A 15,373-nucleotide genomic window follows, 5' to 3' on the forward strand; every position below is an offset into this window, starting at 1 on the left:
GTGGTGGGTGATGACGGGATCGAACCGCCGACCCCCTCCTTGTAAGGGAGGTGCTCTCCCAGCTGAGCTAATCACCCACTTCTCAATTTCTTGCTACACGGCGGAGACTACATAAAGTAGTTGGTGGGTGATGACGGGATCGAACCGCCGACCCCCTCCTTGTAAGGGAGGTGCTCTCCCAGCTGAGCTAATCACCCCCGCTGTGTGGAGTCGCATTATAGGGAGAGTTCAAAATGAGTCAACGCATTTTCTAAAGAAATTGTTCGTTCGTCGTAAATTTAAGCAAGATGATCGCAAAACAGACCGTGTTGCGCAATTTCTCAACGAAAACAATAATGCATCATGTAGCAACCCGAACTACATTGAGGAATCAGGCGGGAGTGATAGAATATCGCCCACTCAATTTTTCCAGGATTTGCCGGTTGTCGGCATCTTTCTAAACGTAAGGCCATTTCATGAAAATCAAAACTCGCTTCGCGCCAAGCCCAACAGGCTATCTGCACGTTGGCGGCGCGCGTACTGCTCTTTACTCCTGGCTTTTTGCACGTAACCACGGCGGTGAGTTCGTGCTGCGTATTGAAGACACCGATCTTGAGCGTTCCACGCCGGAAGCTATCGAAGCCATTATGGATGGTATGAACTGGCTGAGCCTGGAGTGGGATGAAGGTCCGTACTTCCAGACCAAACGTTTTGATCGCTACAACGCGGTGATCGATCAGATGCTGGAAGAGGGCACAGCTTATAAATGCTATTGCTCTAAAGAGCGCCTGGAAGCGCTGCGCGAAGAGCAAATGGCGAAAGGTGAGAAGCCGCGTTATGACGGTCGCTGCCGCCACAGTCATGAGCATCACGCTGATGATGAGCCGTGTGTCGTACGTTTTGCTAACCCGCAGGAAGGTTCTGTTGTTTTTGACGATCAGATCCGTGGTCCGATCGAGTTCAGCAACCAGGAGCTGGATGATCTGATTATCCGCCGTACCGATGGTTCCCCAACCTATAACTTCTGTGTGGTTGTCGATGACTGGGATATGGAAATCACCCACGTTATCCGTGGCGAAGACCATATCAACAACACACCGCGCCAGATTAACATTCTGAAAGCGCTGAAAGCACCGGTACCGGTTTACGCGCACGTTTCTATGATCAACGGCGATGACGGTAAAAAACTGTCCAAACGACACGGGGCGGTCAGCGTCATGCAGTATCGTGACGACGGTTATCTGCCAGAAGCATTGCTGAACTATCTGGTGCGTCTGGGCTGGTCCCACGGCGATCAGGAAATCTTCACTCGTGAAGAGATGATCAAATACTTCACTCTGAATGCCGTCAGCAAATCTGCCAGTGCGTTCAACACCGACAAGCTGCTGTGGCTGAACCATCACTACATTAACGCGTTGCCGCCGGAGTATGTTGCTACTCATTTACAGTGGCACATTGAGCAGGAAAATATCGATACCCGTAACGGCCCGCAGCTGGCTGATCTGGTGAAACTGCTGGGCGAACGCTGCAAGACGCTGAAAGAGATGGCACAGAGCTGCCGTTATTTCTACGAAGATTTTGCTGAGTTCGATGCTGACGCCGCGAAAAAACATCTGCGTCCGGTTGCGCGTCAGCCGCTGGAAGTGGTTCGTGACAAACTGACTGCGATTACTGACTGGACCGCCGAAAACGTTCATCACGCTATTCAGGCGACGGCGGATGAGCTGGAAGTGGGTATGGGTAAAGTTGGTATGCCGCTGCGTGTCGCCGTAACCGGTGCGGGGCAGTCTCCGGCGCTGGATGTTACCGTTCACGCAATCGGTAAGACCCGCAGTATCGAGCGTATCAACAAAGCGCTGGCATTTATTGCTGAACGCGAAAACCAGCAGTAATTAGCGCAGAAAAGATAAACGGCAGGAGAGATCCCCCTGCCGTTTTTTATTTATTCTGATTCATCTATGTCGAGACGAGCAAGGAAATGACGAATTCCTTCACGTGACAAAAATTGCGCAACTTTTTCCTGCTCACTGTGAGTCATGTTGTCTATTGCGCTGATGATTTGCCGATAAGCGGGAGTTCGAATCCCCGGTGCATATTCGGCAAGCGGTTCTTCGGCTTCCAGAAGCATCGGCGTGTTATGGAAGGCTGGCGTGTTCTGAATAAACTCGCAAACTTGCGTATCGACCAGAATAAGTCTGGCACGACCGCCTTTCACCCCGGGAAATTTTTCCGTTTTCCAGCCTTTTTCTCTGATCCAACGGTTAACAGTTTGTTTAGCCACACCGAGGCATTCCGCCAGTTCTTCGGTGGTCATTTTATTGCGTAATCTTTTCATATTATTTGCTATCGCGAATCCCTAAGCGTTGTAATAACCCGATAATCCCTTCCCGCAGAAGCAAGGATGTAAACTGTTTTTGTTCAACTGGCGTCATCTCTTTCGCCAGTGTCACCAGTAACACTTCAAGCGGCGTATCACCAGACAGGGCAGGTGCTTCTCCCTGACCTTCCGGACGTTCAGCATTGCGAATATATTCACGAACCTGTTCATTGACGTGAACCAGTCTGGCTTTGCCACCCTGGACGCCTGGTTTTGGTGACGTCGTCCAGCCTTCCTTGCGTACCCATTTATTAATGGTCTGACGGCTATAACCGGTCAGTCTGGCAAGTTCATCTGGCGTCATCCTCTCCTTGAACATAACAATTCCCTGAATGTATGTAGGTCTATTAGCGGTTCATTTTATAACACCACTTTACAGGAAACCGTGACATGAATAACTACTGAATGCGAGCGGTTTTCCAAAATTGTTCATTTGCCTGATTTTTCAGCGATTGAAACTACACGCTGCAATTTGCCGTTGACACATTCGGGCGGAATTCATATGATGCCGCCCGTCAACTCGACAAGCTTTACGTGATGGGGCTATAGCTCAGCTGGGAGAGCGCTTGCATGGCATGCAAGAGGTCAGCGGTTCGATCCCGCTTAGCTCCACCAAATTTTGCACCCAGCAAATTTGGTACGTAAACGACTCGTGGGGCTATAGCTCAGCTGGGAGAGCGCTTGCATGGCATGCAAGAGGTCAGCGGTTCGATCCCGCTTAGCTCCACCAAATTTCAAACCCTCGCTGCAAAGCGGGGGTTTTTTGTCTCTGCCTTTTGCCGCTTTTGTAATACAGTCTACATCCTGGCAGTGCCGTGTGGTGAATGCATCACTGACTGAAAAACAGCAACAGGCTGGCCCCTGTTTGCTTCGCGATGCGAATAAACTTATTATTTGTGTGCCTGAAAACCCCGATCAGTGAGAGTAGTGTACTCATGTTTGTGGAGCATAACCTGATAAAAAATATCAAGATATTCACACTAGCGTTTACGCTCACCGTGGTACTTATTCAGCTATCCCGTTTAATTTCGCCACTTGCTGTTATCCATTCCAGTTATATCTTTCTGGCGTGGATGCCACTGTGCGTAATGCTGTCAATCTTGTTTATCTTTGGCTGGCGTGGTGTCGTTCCCATTTTATGCGGGATGTTTTGCACCAATCTGTGGAACCTTCATCTCTCTTTTTTACAGACCTCCGTCATGATCGGCAGCCAGGCGTTTGCAGTCCTGTGTGCCTGTGCAATATTACGCTGGCAATTGGGAACGCGTTGGCGTTATGGTTTGACCAGCCGATACGTCTGGCAACGTCTCTTCTGGCTTGGTTTGGTGGCACCGATTGGCATCAAATGCAGCATGTATTTTGTGGGGAATTTCTTTGATTTTCCGCTAAAGATATCTACCTTTTTCGGCGATGCGGATGCCATTTTCACGGTCGTTGATTTGCTAAGCCTTTTCACCGCAGTGCTGATTTACAACATGCTGTTTTACTATCTCACCCGCATGATTGTAAGTCCCCACTTTGCGCAGATACTGTGGCGCAGGGATATCGCTCCGTCGTTGAGCAAAGAGAAACGCGTATTTACCTTAAGCTGGCTGGCAGCTCTTAGCGTGCTGCTACTTCTGATGTGTACACCGTATGAAAATGACTTCATTGCCGGTTACCTGGTACCTGTTTTCTTTATCATCTTTACCCTCGGGGTCGGTAAGCTTCGCTATCCGTTTTTAAATCTCACCTGGGCTGTTTCAACGCTTTGCCTTCTGAATTACAACCAGAACTTTTTGCAAGGGGTACTAACCGAATATTCGCTGGCATTTATTCTCGCGGTGCTGATTTCCTTTAGTGTTTGCCTGCTCTATATGGTGCGCATTTATCATCGTAGTGAATGGCTTAACCGACGCTGGCATTTGCAGGCGCTGACCGATCCGTTAACGCTCTTACCCAACTTTCGCGCGTTGGAACAAGCACCAGAGCAAGAGGCTGGCAAGAGTTTTTGCTGCCTGCGTATTGATAACCTTGAGTTTATGAGTCGTCATTACGGGTTAATGATGCGCGTTCACTGTATCCGCTCAATTTACCGTACGTTAATGCCGCTGATGCAGGAAAACGAAAAGTTGTATCAATTGCCGGGGAGTGAACTGCTATTAGTACTGAGCGGGCCGGAAACGGAAGGGCGACTCCAGCATATGGTTAACATCCTGAATAGTCGGCAAATTCACTGGAACAATACCGGGCTGGATATGGGCTATGGTGCCGCCTGGGGGCATTTCGATGGAAATCAGGAAACCCTGCAACCCTTGTTGGGGCAGTTAAGCTGGCTGGCGGAGCAATCCTGCGCACATCATCATGTGCTGGCGCTGGATAGCAGAGAGGAGATGGTTTCCGGGCAAACCACTAAACAGGTGCTATTGCTGAATACCATTCGCACGGCGTTAGATCAGGGTGATTTGCTGCTCTACGCCCAGCCAATTCGCAACAAAGAGGGTGAAGGTTATGATGAGATCCTCGCGCGACTGAAGTATGACGGCGGCATTATGACCCCGGATAAGTTTCTGCCCCTTATTGCTCAGTTTAACCTTAGCGCGCGTTTTGATTTGCAAGTGCTGGAATCCTTGTTGAAGTGGCTGGCAACACACCCTTGCGACAAAAAAGGTCCGCGCTTTTCAGTCAATTTAATGCCGCTCACGCTGCTGCAAAAAAATATCGCCGGGCGGATTATTCGTCTGTTTAAGCGTTATCACATCTCCCCGCAGGCGGTCATTCTTGAGATCACCGAGGAACAGGCGTTTTCTAACGCAGAAAGCAGTATGTACAACATCGAGCAGCTGCATAAGTTTGGTTTCCGGATTGCGATTGATGATTTTGGCACCGGCTATGCCAACTACGAACGGCTAAAGCGTTTGCAGGCTGATATCATCAAAATTGATGGCGTCTTTGTGAAAGATATCGTCACGAACACGCTGGATGCGATGATTGTGAGATCAATTACCGATCTGGCGAAAGCGAAGTCATTGAGTGTGGTCGCGGAGTTTGTCGAGACGCCACAGCAGCAGGCGCTATTGCATAAGCTCGGGGTGCAATATCTGCAAGGGTATTTGATTGGTCGCCCTCAGCCATTAACTGATTAACAGGCGTAAAAAAAGCCGGGGAATTATCCCCGGCTTTTGTGGCTGATGACAAACAGAAAAATGCCTGATGCGCTACGCTTATCAGGCCTACATGGAATTGAAGCCGGGGAATTATCCCCGGCTTTTTAATTAATGAATTGGACTTACAGCACCAGTGCTGCGATTGACGCAGACAGCACACTCACCAGAGTAGAGCCGTAAACCAGTTTCAGACCGAAGCGAGAAACCACGTTACCTTGCTCTTCATTCAGGCCTTTAACCGCACCGGCGATAATCCCGATAGAAGAGAAGTTAGCGAAGGAAACCAGGAACACAGAGATGATGCCTTCAGCACGCGGAGAGAGCGTGGAAGCAATTTTCTGCAGATCCATCATTGCAACGAACTCGTTGGAAACCAGTTTGGTCGCCATAATACTGCCCACCTGCAGTGCTTCACTGGAAGGAACACCCATCACCCACGCAACCGGATAGAAGATGTAGCCCAGGATGCCCTGGAAGGAGATGCTGTAGCCAAACCAGCCAGTCACAGTGGCAAACAGTGCGTTCAGCGCAGCGATCAGGGCGATAAAGCCGATCAGCATCGCGGCAACGATAATAGCAACTTTGAAACCTGCCAGAATGTATTCACCCAGCATTTCGAAGAAGCTCTGACCTTCGTGCAGGTTGGACATCTGAATGTTTTCTTCACTGGCATCAACACGGTAAGGGTTGATCAGTGACAGCACGATAAAGGTGCTGAACATGTTCAGTACCAGCGCCGCAACGACGTATTTCGGCTCCAGCATCGTCATGTATGCACCAACGATGGACATCGACACGGTGGACATCGCCGTAGCTGCCATGGTGTACATACGATTGCGGGAGATTTTGCCGAGGATATCTTTATAGGCAATAAAGTTTTCAGACTGACCCAGAATCAGAGAGCTGACGGCGTTGAAGGATTCCAGTTTGCCCATACCGTTGACTTTGGAGAGCAGGAAACCAATTGCGCGGATAATCACCGGCAACACGCGAATGTGCTGGAGAATACCAATCAGCGCAGAGATAAAGACGATTGGGCACAGCACTTTCAGGAAGAAGAATGCCAGGCCTTGATCATTCATGCTACCAAAGACGAAGTTAGTCCCTTCGTTGGCAAATCCGAGCAGTTTCTCAAACATTTCGGAGAAGCCTTTCACGAAGCCCAAACCAACGTCGGAGTTCAGGAAGAACCACGCCAGTAACACTTCGATAACAAGCAGTTGAATAACATAACGGATACGAATTTTTTTGCGGTCGCTGCTTACCAGCAGTGCGAGAATCGCAACAACGGCAAGTGCCAGTACAAAATGAAGGACGCGGTCCATATTTGCTCCAAATATGAGGCAGGTTAAATTTCCGTGCACATTCTATGTAACATGGTTAAGGAAAACGAGATCTGACACACACTATAATGACGTCCTGTGACAAGCTTCAAAAATAGTGAGCTGTCATACATTTCTGCTATGTTGTGTATGGAAGCTGAAAGTTATGTAAATGTGCTAACATTAAACATAATCACAACATTCAAGTCATCAATCTTTTCGTCGTCATAATTCTGGTCTATCAAAGAAATCATCACAATCCACTTAAATGAATTTGATAATCATTCTCGTTTGGCATAGCATGAAACATAGCAAAGGCTATGTTTTAGAGGCACAAGATGACTAACTATCGCGTTGAGAGTAGCAGCGGACGGGCGGCGCGCAAGATGAGGCTCGCATTAATGGGACCTGCGTTCATTGCGGCGATTGGTTATATCGATCCTGGTAACTTTGCGACCAATATTCAGGCCGGGGCCAGCTTCGGCTATCAGCTACTGTGGGTTGTCGTTTGGGCCAACCTGATGGCGATGCTGATTCAGATACTGTCTGCCAAACTGGGGATTGCCACCGGTAAAAACCTGGCGGAGCAGATTCGCGATCACTATCCGCGTCCCGTAGTGTGGTTCTATTGGGTTCAGGCAGAAATCATTGCGATGGCAACCGACCTGGCGGAATTTATTGGTGCGGCGATCGGTTTTAAACTCATTCTGGGTGTTTCGCTGTTGCAGGGCGCGGTACTGACGGGAATCGCGACTTTCCTGATTTTAATGCTGCAACGTCGAGGGCAAAAACCGCTGGAGAAAGTGATTGGCGGGTTACTGCTGTTTGTTGCTGCGGCTTACATTGTCGAGTTGATTTTCTCCCAGCCTAACCTGGCGCAACTGGGTAAAGGAATGGTAATCCCGAGTTTACCCACCTCGGAGGCAGTCTTCCTGGCGGCAGGTGTGTTGGGGGCGACGATTATGCCGCACGTGATTTATTTACACTCTTCGCTGACTCAGCATTTACATGGTGGTTCGCGTCAACAACGTTATTCTGCCACCAAATGGGATGTGGCTATCGCTATGACTATTGCCGGTTTTGTCAATCTGGCGATGATGGCTACGGCTGCGGCGGCGTTCCACTTTTCCGGTCATACTGGCGTTGCCGATCTTGATGAGGCTTATCTGACGCTGCAACCGTTGTTAAGCCATGCTGCGGCAACGGTCTTTGGTTTAAGCCTGGTTGCTGCGGGACTGTCCTCAACGGTTGTGGGGACACTGGCGGGGCAGGTAGTGATGCAGGGCTTCATTCGTTTTCATATCCCGCTGTGGGTGCGTCGCACCGTTACCATGTTGCCGTCATTTATTGTCATTCTGATGGGATTAGATCCGACACGGATTCTGGTTATGAGTCAGGTGCTGTTAAGTTTTGGTATCGCTCTGGCGCTGGTTCCACTACTAATTTTTACCAGTGACAGTAGGTTGATGGGCGATCTGGTGAACAGCAAACGCGTAAAACAGATAGGCTGGGTGATTGTGGTGCTGGTAGTGGCGCTGAATATCTGGTTGTTAGTGGGAACGGCTCTGGGGCTATAGTTCAACTGGCGTCGTACCAGGCATCACTGGCGGATGCGGCGTAAAACGCCTTATCCGCCCTACGCGTTAAAGAGACGGTTTGTAGGCCTGATAAGACGCACTAGCGTCGCATCAGGCATTGTGCTCCAGTGGCGAATGTGTTTAATGGCGATGCCCATGTCCGCGGCCCTTTCCGCGATGATCATCGCGATCGCGCCAGCCTTCACGATAGCCACGCTCATAGGCTTTACGCTTATCCCAGCCACGGTGGTAGCCATTATCATGACGCCACCAGCGGTTTTTACGCCATTCATAATTGCGATGCCAGTAGTCACGGTCGCGCCAGTGACCACCGTCCCAGTAATTACCGTAATGATCGCGATCGCCAATTTGTAATTTGATTGATGGCAGTAGGGTGATTTCACCTGCGTTTGCCGCAAGTGGGGTAAATGCCATCAGGGCGGCCGCCAGAAACAGTGACCTGAACATTGTTATTCTCCTTCACGATCGAAGCCGTCAGCGGCCTGTTAACGCAATATTACGGGGAGGTAAAGCCCCGTATCATCGCCATAACTCTTAAATCATAAAGGAGAGCATTTTTTGCTAAATGTTATCGTGGGGTGGCTGTTGCTTCGGACGATTGACCATCATCATCGGCTTACCGGCTAATAACAGCCATGCAGGAAGCATGACGATACAGAGCAGCGGTAGCAATGTGGTGTTAGGGACAACAACCGCAGCCATAAATAGACTTAACCAGCCATCGCGTGTTACCACCAGCACGATGCCGAGAATAGCGCAGGAAACGGTTATTGCCGCCGGGACAGCGGGAACGTGCTCATGCAGCATCAATCCTAATGCCACGCCGACAAACACTGCCGGAAATATTCGCCCACCGCGAAAGCCGCTGGCGGCAGCAACCACGAGAGCGGCAAGTTTAATCACTGCCAGCAAAAAGTAATCGCTGGTGCTGAAAGCCTGATTTGCCACCATCTGCTGCATCTCATCCAGCCCTTTAAATAGCGAAACCGGTCCAACAATAACCCCCAGAATACCGAGAATAAATCCGCCAACTCCCAGCATTAGCACCGGATTTTTAATCTGATGCATCATCGCGTGCAACCGTGGCAGACACCATACGGCAACCATCCCTGCTGCGATGGCAATAGCCGCCACAATTGCACCGCTGAGAATATCGGTCATCTCCATCTGCCCATAATGCGCAATGGGCAGTGAAAAATGAGGATGGAAAAATAATCCGGTAGTAAGTGCACCAGCTGCTGCGGCCATTAACGGCGCAAAGAGACGGTCCCATAGCGGAACCTCATTACTGCCATTTAAGGTTTGCGAAAATATCAACGCCGCCGCAACAGGTGTGCCAAACAGCGCGCCGATGGTTCCGGCAGAGGCTAAAATAGTCCACTCCATTCGGTTGACGCGCGGTAACAGACGAGCGCCAATGGCGACGGCAAGGGCGATATTGACGGTCATGATCGGATGTTCCGGCCCCAGGCTGACGCCGCCAGCAAGACCGAGAATTAATGCTACGATAAGTCCTGGTAGCGCAGAGGGCGGAACGGGTGCGCCGATCAGCGGTTCACAGGCGGGGTCTGGTCCAGCATGCCCCTGGCTGAAACGGATAACCAACCCCACCGCAATACCTGTTAGCGTTAATATGGCGATGATCCAGAAAGGTGAATCCTGGGCTATTCCCAGAGTTCCCGGCAGTCGTTGCCAGAGCAGAGTCTGTAATACCGAGGCGATTTTCATCACCACAATCAGAATAAGACTGGACGCAATCCCAATTGCCACGGCGGGGAGTGATAATAACAACATGGTTCTGGCTCGCGGATGGAGCATGGTCTATTCCTTATGCGGGGTCAGATACTTAGTTTGCCCAGCTTGCAAAAAGGCATCGCTGCAATTGGTGCTGAAACGATAAAGTAATTGTGTGACCCAGATCGATATTTACAGGGAGCCTGCCTTTCCGGCGTTGTTGTTATGCCCCCAGGTATTTACAGTGTGAGAAAGAATTATTTTGACTTTAGCGGAGCAGTTGAAGAATGACAAAGTATGCATTAGTCGGTGATGTGGGCGGCACCAACGCACGTCTTGCTCTGTGTGATATTGCCAGTGGTGAAATCTCGCAGGCTAAGACCTATTCAGGGCTTGATTACCCCAGCCTCGAAGCGGTCATTCGCGTTTATCTTGAAGAACATAAGGTCGAGGTGAAAGACGGCTGTATTGCCATCGCTTGCCCAATTACCGGTGACTGGGTGGCAATGACCAACCATACCTGGGCGTTCTCAATTGCCGAAATGAAAAAGAATCTCGGTTTTAGCCATCTGGAAATTATTAACGATTTTACCGCTGTATCGATGGCGATCCCGATGCTGAAAAAAGAGCATCTGATTCAGTTTGGTGGCGCAGAACCGGTCGAAGGTAAGCCTATTGCGGTTTACGGTGCCGGAACGGGGCTTGGGGTTGCGCATTTGGTCCATGTCGATAAGCGTTGGGTAAGCTTGCCAGGCGAAGGCGGTCACGTTGATTTTGCGCCGAATAGTGAAGAAGAGGCCATTATCCTCGAAATACTGCGTGCAGAAATTGGTCATGTTTCGGCAGAGCGCGTGCTTTCTGGTCCTGGGCTGGTGAATTTGTATCGCGCGATTGTGAAAGCCGACAACCGCCTGCCAGAAAATCTCAAGCCAAAAGATATTACCGAACGTGCGCTGGCTGACAGCTGCACCGATTGCCGCCGCGCGTTGTCGCTGTTTTGCGTCATTATGGGCCGTTTTGGCGGCAATCTGGCGCTCAATCTCGGGACATTTGGCGGCGTGTTTATTGCCGGTGGTATCGTGCCGCGCTTCCTTGAGTTCTTCAAAGCCTCTGGTTTCCGTGCCGCATTTGAAGATAAAGGGCGCTTTAAAGAATATGTCCATGATATTCCGGTGTATCTCATCGTCCATGACAATCCGGGCCTTCTTGGTTCCGGTGCACATTTACGCCAGACCTTAGGTCACATTCTGTAAATCCTTCCTGTTATATCGGGAGGTAACTCTCCCGATAATCTTTTAAATCATACAGTTAATTCAATTTTTCTTTGTGTCCCCTCACAAGGCCGACCTGCGTCACACTTCCGTACAGCGGGATTAATTCTCCAGTAAATGCATTATTTGTCTGGTAACGGCGATTTGTTTTGCACGTTCATAATTTCACTCGTCAACTATCACTGAACGAGGAATTAACGATGAGTAAGAAACTGATTGCCTTATGTGCCTGCCCAATGGGCCTGGCTCACACCTTTATGGCCGCTCAGGCGCTGGAAGAAGCGGCGGTAGACGCCGGTTATGAAGTGAAAATTGAAACCCAGGGTGCGGACGGCATCCAGAATCGTCTGACCGCGCAGGATATCGCCGAAGCGACCATCATCATCCACTCCGTGGCGGTTACCCCGGAAGATAACGAACGTTTCGAATCACGCGACGTTTATGAAATCACTTTGCAGGACGCAATTAAAAACGCTGCGGGCATCATCAAAGAAATCGAAGAGATGATTGCCTCTGAACAACAGTAATATTCGACAGGGATAATTGTTATGGCCATTAAAAAACGCAGTGCAACCGTTGTGCCTGGCGCATCCGGTGCGGCAGCGGCAATTAAGAATCCGCAGGCCTCTAAAACCAGCTTCTGGGGTGAGCTCCCGCAGCATGTGATGTCAGGGATTTCACGCATGGTGCCGACCTTAATTATGGGCGGTGTGATCCTCGCTTTCAGCCAGTTGATTGCTTATAGCTGGCTTAAAATTCCTGCTGATATCGGCATTATGGATGCACTCAATAGCGGGAAGTTTTCCGGTTTCGACCTCTCTCTACTGAAATTTGCCTGGCTGTCGCAGTCCTTCGGCGGCGTGTTGTTTGGCTTTGCCATACCGATGTTTGCCGCTTTTGTGGCGAACTCTATCGGTGGCAAACTGGCATTCCCGGCTGGTTTTATCGGCGGCTTGATGTCTACCCAGCCGACGCAACTGCTGAACTTCGATCCCAGCACGATGCAATGGGCGACCTCTTCGCCGGTGCCGTCCACCTTCATTGGTGCCCTGATTATTTCCATCGTTGCCGGTTACCTTGTGAAGTGGATGAACCAGAAAATCCAGTTACCGGATTTCCTGTTAGCGTTCAAAACCACATTTTTGCTACCGATTCTTTCCGCCATTTTTGTCATGCTGGCGATGTACTACGTCATCACCCCATTTGGTGGCTGGATCAACGGCGGTATTCGTGCCGTGCTGACTGCCGCAGGTGAGAAGGGCGCGCTAATGTATGCGATGGGTATCGCAGCTGCGACAGCAATCGACCTTGGTGGCCCGATCAACAAAGCCGCAGGTTTCGTTGCCTTCAGCTTTACCACTGACCACGTATTACCGGTCACCGCACGTTCTATCGCTATCGTTATTCCACCGATCGGCCTGGGTCTGGCGACCATTATCGACCGTCGTTTAACCGGCAAACGCCTGTTCAACGCTCAGCTTTATCCGCAGGGTAAAACCGCCATGTTCCTTGCCTTTATGGGGATCAGTGAGGGTGCGATTCCGTTTGCGCTGGAAAGCCCCATCACCGCTATTCCGTCCTATATGGTTGGCGCGATTGTCGGCTCAACCGCCGCTGTCTGGCTGGGTGCAGTTCAATGGTTCCCGGAATCTGCTATCTGGGCATGGCCGCTGGTCACTAACCTCGGTGTCTATATGGCGGGGATCGCGCTGGGAGCAATCATTACTGCGCTGATGGTGGTATTCCTGCGTCTGATGATGTTCCGTAAAGGCAAATTGTTAATCGATAGCCTGTAAGAAGGACAATCCAGATGACATTACTCGCTTCGCTGCGCGACTGGCTTAAGGCGCAACAACTGGATGCAGTGCTTCTCTCCTCACGGCAGAACAAACAGCCGCATCTGGGGATCTCCACCGGATCAGGTTATGTGCTGATTAGTCGTGAAAGTGCGCACATTCTGGTGGATTCGCGCTATTACGCGGATGTAGAAGCCCGCACGCAAGGCTACCAGCTGCATTTGCTTGACGCGACGAACACGCTTACCACTATCGTCAGGCAAATCATTGCCGATGAGCAGTTGCAAACGCTCGGTTTTGAAGGCCAGCAGGTAAGTTGGGAAACCGCGCACCGCTGGCAGTCTGAACTCAATGCGAAACTGGTAAGCGCCACGCCGGATGTGCTGCGGCAAATCAAAACGCCAGAGGAGGTGGAGAAAATCCGCCTCGCCTGTGGGATTGCCGATCGCGGTGCAGAGCATATTCGCCGCTTTATTCAGGCGGGGATGAGCGAATGCGAGATAGCCGCTGAACTGGAGTGGTTTATGCGCCAGCAGGGCGCAGAAAAAGCCTCTTTCGACACCATTGTCGCCAGCGGCTGGCGTGGGGCGCTGCCGCACGGCAAAGCCAGCGACAAGATTGTTGCAGCGGGCGAGTTTGTCACTCTCGATTTCGGTGCGCTGTATCAGGGCTACTGCTCTGATATGACGCGCACCTTGCTGGTGAATGGCGAAGGGGTGAGCGCCGAATCTCACCCACTGTTTGATGTGTATAACATTGTCCTGCAGGCACAGCTCGCGGCAATCTCCGCGATTCGCCCCGGCGTGCGCTGCCAGCAGGTTGACGACGCCGCGCGCCGGATCATTACAGAAGCCGGTTATGGTGACTATTTTGGTCACAACACTGGTCATGCCATCGGCATTGAAGTCCATGAAGAGCCGCGTTTTTCACCGCAGGACACCACGACGCTACAGCCAGGGATGTTACTGACCGTGGAGCCGGGGATTTATTTGCCGGGGCGAGGTGGCGTGCGCATCGAAGATGTCGTGCTGGTTACCCCGCAAGGCGCGGAAGTGCTCTACGCCATGCCAAAAACAGTGTTGCTCACGGGAGAGGCATAATGGATTTATCGCTATTAAAAGCGTTGAGCGAGGCAGATGCGATCGCCTCCTCGGAACAGGAAGTGCGGCAGATCCTGCTGGATGAAGCGGATCGACTGCAAAAAGAAGTGCGATTTGATGGCCTGGGATCGGTGCTGATCCGCCTCAATGAATCGACAGGTCCGAAGGTGATGATCTGTGCGCATATGGACGAAGTGGGATTTATGGTGCGTAGCATCTCCCGCGAAGGGGCGATTGATGTCCTGCCGGTTGGCAATGTGCGCATGGCTGCCCGCCAGCTTCAGCCAGTGCGGATCACCACTCGTGAAGAGTGCAAAATTCCCGGTCTGCTCGATGGCGAACGGCAGGGGAATGACGTCAGCGCCATGCGCGTGGACATTGGTGCGCGCTCGTATGACGAAGTGATGCAGGCAGGTATTCGTCCGGGCGATCGTGTCACGTTTGATACCACTTTTCAGGTTCTCCCTCACCAGCGAGTGATGGGTAAAGCCTTTGATGACCGCCTCGGTTGCTACCTGCTGGTGACGTTACTACGTGAGCTGCACAACGCCGAGCTGCCTGCGGAAGTGTGGCTGGTGGCAAGTTCCAGCGAAGAGGTTGGCTTACGCGGCGGGCAAACAGCCACCCGCGCGGTGTCGCCGGATGTCGCCATTGTGCTTGATACCGCCTGCTGGGCGAAAAACTTTGATTATGGCGCGGCTAACCATCGCCAGATTGGTAACGGCCCGATGCTGGTGTTAAGCGACAAGTCGCTGATTGCGCCGCCAAAACTTACCGCGTGGATCGAAACCGTGGCGGCAGAAATTGGCGTGCCGTTGCAGGCGGATATGTTCAGCAACGGCGGAACGGACGGCGGGGCGGTGCATTTAACCGGCACTGGCGTACCCACAGTGGTGATGGGGCCAGCAACCCGCCACGGACATTGCGCCGCATCGATTGCCGACTGCCGCGACATTTTGCAGATGCAGCAACTTTTATCTGCCCTTATTCAACGTCTTACCCGTGAGACGGTTGTTCAACTGACGGATTTCAGATGATCTCCTGATTAAC

At 51.2% G+C, this 15,373-nt stretch carries 14 protein-coding genes and 4 tRNA genes; 11 read left to right on the forward strand and 7 right to left on the reverse strand.

From position 1 onward, the window contains the following. Position 1: 1 nt before the first annotated feature. Positions 2 to 77, reverse strand: a tRNA-Val gene (locus ATB02_RS19115). Between the two features lie 44 nt (positions 78 to 121). Beyond that, a tRNA-Val gene (locus ATB02_RS19120) sits at positions 122 to 197 on the reverse strand. A 258-nt stretch (positions 198 to 455) separates the two neighbouring features. On the opposite strand from ATB02_RS19120, the gene gltX reads away from it, so the two are divergent. After that, positions 456 to 1,871: a glutamate--tRNA ligase gene (gltX, locus tag ATB02_RS19125; protein ID WP_000695643.1), complete on the forward strand. Its 1,416-nt coding sequence runs from the start codon at positions 456 to 458 to the stop codon at positions 1,869 to 1,871. Positions 1,872 to 1,921: 50 nt separating this feature from the next. Here gltX and ATB02_RS19130 read toward each other — a convergent pair whose 3' ends face one another. Beyond that, positions 1,922 to 2,314: a MerR family transcriptional regulator gene (locus ATB02_RS19130; RefSeq protein ID WP_000826498.1), complete on the reverse strand. Its 393-nt coding sequence runs from the start codon at positions 2,312 to 2,314 to the stop codon at positions 1,922 to 1,924. A 1-nt stretch (position 2,315) separates the two neighbouring features. After that, complete coding sequence (locus tag ATB02_RS19135) at positions 2,316 to 2,675, reverse strand: YfeC-like transcriptional regulator (protein WP_000472023.1); 360 nt, start codon at positions 2,673 to 2,675, stop codon at positions 2,316 to 2,318. A gap of 220 nt (positions 2,676 to 2,895) precedes the next feature. Here ATB02_RS19135 and ATB02_RS19140 point away from each other — a divergent pair. From ATB02_RS19140 to ATB02_RS19150, 3 genes are all read left to right on the forward strand, one after another. After that, a tRNA-Ala gene (locus ATB02_RS19140) sits at positions 2,896 to 2,971 on the forward strand. Positions 2,972 to 3,010: 39 nt separating this feature from the next. After that, a tRNA-Ala gene (locus ATB02_RS19145) sits at positions 3,011 to 3,086 on the forward strand. A gap of 205 nt (positions 3,087 to 3,291) precedes the next feature. After that, complete coding sequence (locus ATB02_RS19150) at positions 3,292 to 5,481, forward strand: bifunctional diguanylate cyclase/phosphodiesterase (RefSeq protein ID WP_032184779.1); 2,190 nt, start codon at positions 3,292 to 3,294, stop codon at positions 5,479 to 5,481. Positions 5,482 to 5,624: 143 nt separating this feature from the next. Here ATB02_RS19150 and nupC read toward each other — a convergent pair whose 3' ends face one another. Continuing rightward, on the reverse strand, positions 5,625 to 6,827 hold the full coding sequence (gene nupC, locus ATB02_RS19155) for a nucleoside permease NupC (RefSeq protein ID WP_001317971.1): 1,203 nt from the start codon (positions 6,825 to 6,827) through the stop codon (positions 5,625 to 5,627). A gap of 298 nt (positions 6,828 to 7,125) precedes the next feature. On the opposite strand from nupC, the gene ATB02_RS27095 reads away from it, so the two are divergent. Together ATB02_RS27095 and ATB02_RS19160 are read left to right on the forward strand one after the other, a co-directional pair. Further along, positions 7,126 to 7,170, forward strand: coding sequence for a hypothetical protein (locus ATB02_RS27095; protein ID WP_418517219.1), 45 nt, complete (start codon positions 7,126 to 7,128; stop codon positions 7,168 to 7,170). Continuing rightward, positions 7,163 to 8,401, forward strand: coding sequence for an Nramp family divalent metal transporter (locus tag ATB02_RS19160; protein WP_000186373.1), 1,239 nt, complete (start codon positions 7,163 to 7,165; stop codon positions 8,399 to 8,401). Before ATB02_RS27095 ends, ATB02_RS19160 begins: the two co-directional genes overlap by 8 nt. Before the next feature lie 141 nt (positions 8,402 to 8,542). Here the strand turns inward: ATB02_RS19160 and ypeC are convergent, their stop codons facing one another. Together ypeC and ATB02_RS19170 are read right to left on the reverse strand one after the other, a co-directional pair. Next, a complete protein-coding gene (ypeC, locus tag ATB02_RS19165) occupies positions 8,543 to 8,869 on the reverse strand; it encodes a DUF2502 domain-containing protein YpeC (protein WP_000490072.1) in 327 nt (108 codons plus the stop codon). 114 nt (positions 8,870 to 8,983) lie between these two features. Next, positions 8,984 to 10,240 (reverse strand): ion channel protein, encoded by a 1,257-nt coding sequence (locus ATB02_RS19170; protein ID WP_105272098.1) that lies wholly within the window; start codon positions 10,238 to 10,240, stop codon positions 8,984 to 8,986. 203 nt (positions 10,241 to 10,443) lie between these two features. On the opposite strand from ATB02_RS19170, the gene glk reads away from it, so the two are divergent. The 5 genes from glk (at position 10,444) to ypdE (ending at position 15,360) form a co-directional block, all read left to right on the forward strand. Beyond that, positions 10,444 to 11,409, forward strand: a complete 966-nt coding sequence (gene glk, locus ATB02_RS19175; protein WP_000170346.1) for a glucokinase — start codon at positions 10,444 to 10,446, stop codon at positions 11,407 to 11,409. Between the two features lie 218 nt (positions 11,410 to 11,627). Next, positions 11,628 to 11,954 (forward strand): PTS fructose transporter subunit IIB, encoded by a 327-nt coding sequence (locus ATB02_RS19180; protein WP_001354802.1) that lies wholly within the window; start codon positions 11,628 to 11,630, stop codon positions 11,952 to 11,954. 21 nt (positions 11,955 to 11,975) lie between these two features. After that, positions 11,976 to 13,223, forward strand: coding sequence for a PTS fructose transporter subunit IIC (locus ATB02_RS19185; protein WP_000985313.1), 1,248 nt, complete (start codon positions 11,976 to 11,978; stop codon positions 13,221 to 13,223). A 14-nt stretch (positions 13,224 to 13,237) separates the two neighbouring features. Continuing rightward, positions 13,238 to 14,323: an aminopeptidase gene (gene ypdF / locus ATB02_RS19190; protein ID WP_105272099.1), complete on the forward strand. Its 1,086-nt coding sequence runs from the start codon at positions 13,238 to 13,240 to the stop codon at positions 14,321 to 14,323. Then, a complete protein-coding gene (ypdE, locus tag ATB02_RS19195) occupies positions 14,323 to 15,360 on the forward strand; it encodes an aminopeptidase (RefSeq protein WP_024256835.1) in 1,038 nt (345 codons plus the stop codon). The genes ypdF and ypdE overlap by 1 nt, the downstream gene beginning before the upstream one ends. The last annotated feature ends 13 nt before the right edge of the window (positions 15,361 to 15,373 follow it).

It is taken from the genome of Escherichia sp. MOD1-EC5189 (genome assembly GCF_002966045.1).
GTDB lineage: Bacteria > Pseudomonadota > Gammaproteobacteria > Enterobacterales > Enterobacteriaceae > Escherichia > Escherichia coli_F.

Excerpts from the sequence above, each read along its gene's own strand:
- gltX (WP_000695643.1), top strand. The coding sequence starts at position 456 with ATGAAAATCAAAACTCGCTTCGCGCCAAGCCCAACAGGCTATCTGCAC.
- ATB02_RS19130 (WP_000826498.1), bottom strand. The coding sequence starts at position 2,314 with ATGAAAAGATTACGCAATAAAATGACCACCGAAGAACTGGCGGAATGC.
- ATB02_RS19135 (WP_000472023.1), bottom strand. The coding sequence starts at position 2,675 with ATGTTCAAGGAGAGGATGACGCCAGATGAACTTGCCAGACTGACCGGT.
- ATB02_RS19150 (WP_032184779.1), top strand. The coding sequence starts at position 3,292 with ATGTTTGTGGAGCATAACCTGATAAAAAATATCAAGATATTCACACTA.
- nupC (WP_001317971.1), bottom strand. The coding sequence starts at position 6,827 with ATGGACCGCGTCCTTCATTTTGTACTGGCACTTGCCGTTGTTGCGATT.
- ATB02_RS19160 (WP_000186373.1), top strand. The coding sequence starts at position 7,163 with ATGACTAACTATCGCGTTGAGAGTAGCAGCGGACGGGCGGCGCGCAAG.
- ypeC (WP_000490072.1), bottom strand. The coding sequence starts at position 8,869 with ATGTTCAGGTCACTGTTTCTGGCGGCCGCCCTGATGGCATTTACCCCA.
- ATB02_RS19170 (WP_105272098.1), bottom strand. The coding sequence starts at position 10,240 with ATGCTCCATCCGCGAGCCAGAACCATGTTGTTATTATCACTCCCCGCC.
- glk (WP_000170346.1), top strand. The coding sequence starts at position 10,444 with ATGACAAAGTATGCATTAGTCGGTGATGTGGGCGGCACCAACGCACGT.
- ATB02_RS19180 (WP_001354802.1), top strand. The coding sequence starts at position 11,628 with ATGAGTAAGAAACTGATTGCCTTATGTGCCTGCCCAATGGGCCTGGCT.
- ATB02_RS19185 (WP_000985313.1), top strand. The coding sequence starts at position 11,976 with ATGGCCATTAAAAAACGCAGTGCAACCGTTGTGCCTGGCGCATCCGGT.
- ypdF (WP_105272099.1), top strand. The coding sequence starts at position 13,238 with ATGACATTACTCGCTTCGCTGCGCGACTGGCTTAAGGCGCAACAACTG.
- ypdE (WP_024256835.1), top strand. The coding sequence starts at position 14,323 with ATGGATTTATCGCTATTAAAAGCGTTGAGCGAGGCAGATGCGATCGCC.